The 6,263-nt window shown below is 46.6% G+C and carries 2 protein-coding genes, 16 tRNA genes and 2 rRNA genes (1 of these 20 cut by a window edge); 1 reads left to right on the forward strand and 19 read right to left on the reverse strand.

Annotation, left to right across the window (positions count from 1 at the left end; translation table 11 throughout):
- Positions 1–34: 34 nt before the first annotated feature.
- Positions 35–1,321, forward strand: coding sequence for a hypothetical protein (locus MHB48_RS16255; RefSeq protein ID WP_342598970.1), 1,287 nt, complete (start codon positions 35–37; stop codon positions 1,319–1,321).
- An 83-nt stretch (positions 1,322–1,404) separates the two neighbouring features.
- Here MHB48_RS16255 and MHB48_RS16260 read toward each other — a convergent pair whose 3' ends face one another.
- From MHB48_RS16260 to MHB48_RS16350, 19 genes are all read right to left on the reverse strand, one after another.
- Positions 1,405–1,644: a hypothetical protein gene (locus tag MHB48_RS16260; protein ID WP_342598971.1), complete on the reverse strand. Its 240-nt coding sequence runs from the start codon at positions 1,642–1,644 to the stop codon at positions 1,405–1,407.
- 133 nt (positions 1,645–1,777) lie between these two features.
- Positions 1,778–1,860, reverse strand: a tRNA-Leu gene (locus tag MHB48_RS16265).
- A gap of 27 nt (positions 1,861–1,887) precedes the next feature.
- Positions 1,888–1,961, reverse strand: a tRNA-Cys gene (locus tag MHB48_RS16270).
- Positions 1,962–1,969: 8 nt separating this feature from the next.
- Positions 1,970–2,044, reverse strand: a tRNA-Gly gene (locus MHB48_RS16275).
- A 7-nt stretch (positions 2,045–2,051) separates the two neighbouring features.
- Positions 2,052–2,123: transfer RNA gene (locus tag MHB48_RS16280), tRNA-Gln, on the reverse strand.
- 1 nt (position 2,124) lies between these two features.
- Positions 2,125–2,200: transfer RNA gene (locus MHB48_RS16285), tRNA-His, on the reverse strand.
- Positions 2,201–2,234: 34 nt separating this feature from the next.
- A tRNA-His gene (locus MHB48_RS16290) sits at positions 2,235–2,310 on the reverse strand.
- 24 nt (positions 2,311–2,334) lie between these two features.
- Positions 2,335–2,408: transfer RNA gene (locus tag MHB48_RS16295), tRNA-Trp, on the reverse strand.
- An 11-nt stretch (positions 2,409–2,419) separates the two neighbouring features.
- Positions 2,420–2,503: transfer RNA gene (locus tag MHB48_RS16300), tRNA-Tyr, on the reverse strand.
- A 9-nt stretch (positions 2,504–2,512) separates the two neighbouring features.
- A tRNA-Thr gene (locus tag MHB48_RS16305) sits at positions 2,513–2,588 on the reverse strand.
- 7 nt (positions 2,589–2,595) lie between these two features.
- Positions 2,596–2,671, reverse strand: a tRNA-Phe gene (locus MHB48_RS16310).
- Positions 2,672–2,692: 21 nt separating this feature from the next.
- Positions 2,693–2,768: transfer RNA gene (locus MHB48_RS16315), tRNA-Asp, on the reverse strand.
- A 3-nt stretch (positions 2,769–2,771) separates the two neighbouring features.
- Positions 2,772–2,848, reverse strand: a tRNA-Met gene (locus MHB48_RS16320).
- Positions 2,849–2,877: 29 nt separating this feature from the next.
- Positions 2,878–2,953 (reverse strand) — tRNA-Val (locus tag MHB48_RS16325).
- Positions 2,954–2,985: 32 nt separating this feature from the next.
- Positions 2,986–3,060, reverse strand: a tRNA-Glu gene (locus MHB48_RS16330).
- A 23-nt stretch (positions 3,061–3,083) separates the two neighbouring features.
- Positions 3,084–3,175: transfer RNA gene (locus MHB48_RS16335), tRNA-Ser, on the reverse strand.
- A 5-nt stretch (positions 3,176–3,180) separates the two neighbouring features.
- A tRNA-Asn gene (locus MHB48_RS16340) sits at positions 3,181–3,255 on the reverse strand.
- 10 nt (positions 3,256–3,265) lie between these two features.
- Positions 3,266–3,381: ribosomal RNA gene (gene rrf, locus MHB48_RS16345) — 5S ribosomal RNA — on the reverse strand.
- Positions 3,382–3,506: 125 nt separating this feature from the next.
- Positions 3,507–6,263, reverse strand: a 23S ribosomal RNA gene (locus MHB48_RS16350); it runs 172 nt beyond the window's last position.

Here is a 6,263-nt window from a genome sequence, read left to right on the forward strand (position 1 = left end):
TATTACTAATTATCATACAGGGGGAATTTTCACATTGGCTAATCTTAATACTGTGTCAGAAGTAACTACTTTATTCGAAACTTATTTTCCATCAGGCCTCAAATACAACTCAGCATTAACACAAATCACAGGTCCTCGCGCATTACCACTTGGAGAAACAAACGCAATGCGACTTGGAGAACAGTTGCAATTCTTAGGCGCTTTTCACAACAAAGTTCCAGATACTAATACTGCACGTCAAGGCCGTATTAAAACAGAGATCGAAACATTAATAAGTATCCTTCAATCAGAGGGTTACATGACTGGCGATAATTTGCCGAATAGTAATTTTTTAAATGAGTCTTTCTTAATTATGGGTCTTGCCATTATTAAAAGTGGTACAGCTTACGCGAAGTTGAGCTCGACGAACCAAACTCACGTGAACAATGGTTTAACTGCTTTGGTATCGAAAGCAAAATCGATTCTTGCTGATTATTATCTTCCAGGTGGCTTGTGGGGTAACCGAGTTCCAACAACTTATTCAGAATACCAAACTGGTAATTCAATTAAAGTTCCTCTAATGAGTCTTAATGGTACAGCTATCTTAATTGGTGCTTTAGGTATGTACGAAAACTTAGTAGCTAAATCTTCTGCTTCATCTACCCATCTGATTAACTATTCAAATGCTCTTTTAGGATTCGAAAACAAAATTAATAACGGTGGTTACTTTGTAATTGGTGGAGGTCTAACTGCACCTCGACGGTTATTCGGTTCAACTGGTTATAACTCAGTAGTAGGCCAATCTTTACTTTTAGCTTACCGTGGATTATCGCTGAAAAAATTTACTGTAACTCCAGTATCTACTAATAAGTATCAAGCAGCAGGTGAACGTATTGCTTCATACTACGAAAACTTGATTGATACTAAGAATATTCGATTAGACGAATTCCACAATTCTAAAGGCGATCCAGTAACTCAATCGATTCTTGATGGCGCTCTCGCTGTTGTTGATACAGCAAACTTTACACCAGACCCGAAACCTGCTTCTGAGCAAGCTCGATATGATGAAGCTATTGGTTTAATGGGTCCAGCACATAGACAATCATCAGTATATCTTTACTCATTAGCATGGGGTGCGCCTCAATCATTCTTTGCAAAACTTGACAAACACATTGTTAAAACTGGTGAAGCTAATCCTAGTTTACCAGGGGTTTCAGCAATGCGTGCAGCCATGAATGCTCCTGGTCCTACTAATTCTCACGATGCGGCTTCAGGTCGTGTGTTAACAGGTTTTGCTGCGTTTATGATGCGTGGTATTGAGATCGTTACTGATGGTCATTAATCTGGCCATAACTTCAAAAAATCAATTGACTCGTGATTATTTATTTCACGGTGCAAGTTATACAAAAGTTGAAAGAGTTTTTTCTAACTTAAATCTTCTCCTTTGATACGAGAAGAATAATCTTGAAGTTGCTTATCCATCCTAATTTCTCCTTGAGTGCTCTTTGTAGCTGCAATCTTCTCCTTGTAGTACCTCAATGTCTCAGTTCTTAAATTTCTTATCAAGCAATCTCTCTCAAACTTCTGAAAAGCTTCTTCATCAGAAATTTTTAATTTATTCATACTCAACTCTTTTGTTGATAAGCTCTTACTTCTTCTAGACATCCTATTTCCCCTATGTACGGGATTCAAAGCACGGGATTTTAGCTTATTTCAGTCCTCTTATTTAGACAACAAAAAAGACCTCTAACAAGTAGTTAGAAGTCTTGATATATATGACTTTAAGTCATAATTTTTATACCGGTGGTCGGGGTCGAACCGACACATCCAGAGGATACGGGATTTTGAGTCCCGCGCGTCTGCCAATTCCGCCACACCGGCAAAAATACTAGGCAGTTATTTAAAAATTGGAGGCGGCAACCGGATTTGAACCGGTGATAAAGGTGTTGCAGACCTGTGCCTTACCACTTGGCTATGCCGCCATATAAATTGGAGCGGAAGACGAGGTTCGAACTCGCGACCCCCACCTTGGCAAGGTGGTGTTCTACCACTGAACTACTTCCGCAAATAAACTGGGGTACCTGGATTCGAACCAGGGCATGACGGAATCAAAATCCGTTGCCTTACCGCTTGGCTATACCCCAATGGGGCGACTGATGGGAATTGAACCCACGAATGCCGGAATCACAATCCGGTGCGTTAACCACTTCGCCACAACCGCCACAAATAAAAAAAGAGTTAACAAATTAGGAATATGGGGCGACTGATGGGAATTGAACCCACGAATGTCGGAATCACAATCCGATGCGTTAACCACTTCGCCACAACCGCCATTATTCAAGTTAACTTTATAGTTGGCAGGGGCAGTAGGAATCGAACCCACATCAAAGGTTTTGGAGACCTCTATTCTACCGTTAAACTATGCCCCTAAAATAAAAACTGGTGGAGGGGGACGGATTCGAACCGCCGAACCCTAAGGAGCGGATTTACAGTCCGCCGCGTTTAGCCACTTCGCTACCCCTCCACTAAACAGTGGTGCCGAAAAGAGGACTTGAACCCCCAACCTACTGATTACAAGTCAGTTGCTCTACCAATTGAGCTATTTCGGCGTATATATGGTGGCTCAGGACGGAATCGAACCGCCGACACAAGGATTTTCAGTCCTTTGCTCTACCGACTGAGCTACTGAGCCACATATGTATTTTTTTAAAAATGGCGGTCCCGACCGGGATCGAACCGGCGATCTCCTGCGTGACAGGCAGGCATGTTAACCGCTACACCACGGGACCATTTGGTTGCGGGGACAGGATTTGAACCTGTGACCTTCGGGTTATGAGCCCGACGAGCTACCGAACTGCTCCACCCCGCGATAATAATATAATGAACTTTTTAAAATAATGGTGGAGGATGACGGGCTCGAACCGCCGACCCTCTGCTTGTAAGGCAGATGCTCTCCCAGCTGAGCTAATCCTCCAAAATGCTGGTTTTATTCTTTTGAAAAATAAATGGTGACCCCTACGGGATTCGAACCCGTGTTACCGCCGTGAAAGGGCGGTGTCTTAACCGCTTGACCAAGGGGCCATTATATAGTAATGAAAGTTATCTGGCGGAGAGCAAGGGATTTGAACCCTTGAGACAGTGTTACCCGCCTACACGATTTCCAATCGTGCTCCTTCGGCCACTCGGACAGCTCTCCAAAAATGGCTCCGAAGGTAGGACTCGAACCTACGACCAATCGATTAACAGTCGATTGCTCTACCACTGAGCTACTTCGGAATGTTGTTATGCCCAGCGACGTCCTACTCTTGCAGGGGGAAACCCCCAACTACCATCGGCGATGAAGAGCTTAACTTCCGTGTTCGGTATGGGAACGGGTGTGACCTCTTCTCCATCATCACTAGACATATTAACTTGAAAGACAAGATTTATTATATCATAACTATAACTTTATTGCAATAGTTTTTTTAAAAAATCTTTTTTATTCTTTCAAAACTGGATAAAAGACATTGAATTATTCAAATTCTATTTTGGTTAAGTCCTCGATCGATTAGTATTCGTCAGCTGCACGTGTCACCACGCTTCCACCCCGAACCTATCTACCTCATCGTCTTTGAGGGATCTTACTTACTTGCGTAATGGGAAATCTCATCTTGAGGGGGGCTTCGTGCTTAGATGCTTTCAGCACTTATCCCGTCCACACATAGCTACCCAGCGATGCTCTTGGCAGAACAACTGGTACACCAGCGGTGTGTCCATCCCGGTCCTCTCGTACTAAGGACAGCTCCTCTCAAATTTCCTACGCCCACGACGGATAGGGACCGAACTGTCTCACGACGTTCTGAACCCAGCTCGCGTACCGCTTTAATGGGCGAACAGCCCAACCCTTGGGACCGACTACAGCCCCAGGATGCGATGAGCCGACATCGAGGTGCCAAACCTCCCCGTCGATGTGGACTCTTGGGGGAGATAAGCCTGTTATCCCCGGGGTAGCTTTTATCCGTTGAGCGATGGCCCTTCCATGCGGAACCACCGGATCACTAAGCCCGTCTTTCGACCCTGCTCGACTTGTAGGTCTCGCAGTCAAGCTCCCTTCTGCCTTTACACTCTTCGAATGATTTCCAACCATTCTGAGGGAACCTTTGGGCGCCTCCGTTACACTTTAGGAGGCGACCGCCCCAGTCAAACTACCCGCCTGACACTGTCTCCTACCCGGGTTACGGGTATGGGTTAGAATTTCAATACAACCAGGGCAGTATCCCACCGACGCCTCCTCCGAAGCTGGCGCTCCGGGCTCTAAGGCTCCTGCCTATCCTGTACAAGTTGCACCAAAATTCAATATCAAGCTATAGTAAAGCTCCACGGGGTCTTTCCGTCCTGTCGCGGGTAACCTGCATCTTCACAGGTACTATAATTTCACCGAGTCTCTCGTTGAGACAGTGCCCAGATCGTTACGCCTTTCGTGCGGGTCGGAACTTACCCGACAAGGAATTTCGCTACCTTAGGACCGTTATAGTTACGGCCGCCGTTTACTGGGGCTTCAATTCGCACCTTCGCTTGCGCTAAGCACTCCTCTTAACCTTCCAGCACCGGGCAGGCGTCAGCCCCTATACTTCACCTTACGGTTTTGCAGAGACCTGTGTTTTTGCTAAACAGTCGCCTGGGCCTATTCACTGCGGCTCTTCTAGGCTATTCACCCAAAAGAGCACCCCTTCTCCCGAAGTTACGGGGTCATTTTGCCGAGTTCCTTAACGAGAGTTCTCTCGCTCACCTTAGGATTCTCTCCTCGACTACCTGTGTCGGTTTGCGGTACGGGCACCTATCACCTCGCTAGAGGCTTTTCTTGGCAGTGTGAAATCAGGAACTTCGGACTAAGTCCTCGCCATCACAGCTCAATGTTATAGAATGCGGATTTTCCTACATTCACACCTTACTGCTTGGACGTGCATAACCAACAGCACGCTTACCCTATCCTTCTGCGTCCCCCCATTACTCAAACGGTGGTTTGGTGGTACAGGAATATCAACCTGTTGTCCATCGTCTACGCCTATCGGCCTCGACTTAGGTCCCGACTAACCCTGAGCGGACGAGCCTTCCTCAGGAAACCTTAGTCATACGGTGGACGGGATTCTCACCCGTCTTTCGCTACTCATACCGGCATTCTCACTTCTAAGCGCTCCACCAGTCCTTCCGGTCTGACTTCAACGCCCTTAGAACGCTCTCCTACCACTGATACCAAAGGTATCAATCCACAGCTTCGGTGATTTGTTTAGCCCCGATACATTTTCGGCGCAGCGTCACTCGACCAGTGAGCTATTACGCACTCTTTAAATGATGGCTGCTTCTAAGCCAACATCCTGGTTGTCTAAGCAACGCCACATCCTTTTCCACTTAACAAATACTTTGGGACCTTAGCTGGTGGTCTGGGCTGTTTCCCTCTTGACTACGGATCTTATCACTCGCAGTCTGACTCCCAAACATAAATCATTGGCATTCGGAGTTTGTCTGAATTCGGTAACCCGGGATGGGCCCCTAGTCCAAACAGTGCTCTACCTCCAAGATTCTTAACGTTTGAGGCTAGCCCTAAAGCTATTTCGGAGAGAACCAGCTATCTCCAGGTTCGATTGGAATTTCTCCGCTACCCACACCTCATCCCCGCACTTTTCAACGTGCGTGGGTTCGGACCTCCAGTAAGTGTTACCTTACCTTCATCCTGGACATGGGTAGATCACCTGGTTTCGGGTCTACGACCACATACTCATTCGCCCTATTCAGACTCGCTTTCGCTGCGGCTCCGTCTTCTCAACTTAACCTTGCATGTAATCGTAACTCGCCGGTTCATTCTACAAAAGGCACGCTATCACCCATTAACGGGCTCTAACTACTTGTAGGCACACGGTTTCAGGATCTATTTCACTCCCCTTCCGGGGTGCTTTTCACCTTTCCCTCACGGTACTGGTTCACTATCGGTCACTAGGTAGTATTTAGCCTTGGGAGATGGTCCTCCCAGATTCCGACGGAATTTCACGTGTTCCGCCGTACTCAGGATACACTCAAGAGAGAATGAACTTTTGACTACGGGGCTTTTACCCTATCCTGCGGACCTTTCCAGATCGCTTCGTCTAGCTCATTCCTTTGTAACTCTATGTAGAGTGTCCTACAACCCCAAGAGGCAAGCCTCTTGGTTTGGGCTATTCCCGTTTCGCTCGCCGCTACTCAGGGAATCGATTTTTCTTTCTCTTCCTCCAGGTACTTAGATGTTTCAGTTCCCTGGGTGTGCCACAGAT

It is taken from the genome of Psychrobacillus sp. FSL H8-0483 (assembly GCF_038637725.1).
Taxonomy (GTDB): Bacteria; Bacillota; Bacilli; order Bacillales_A; family Planococcaceae; genus Psychrobacillus.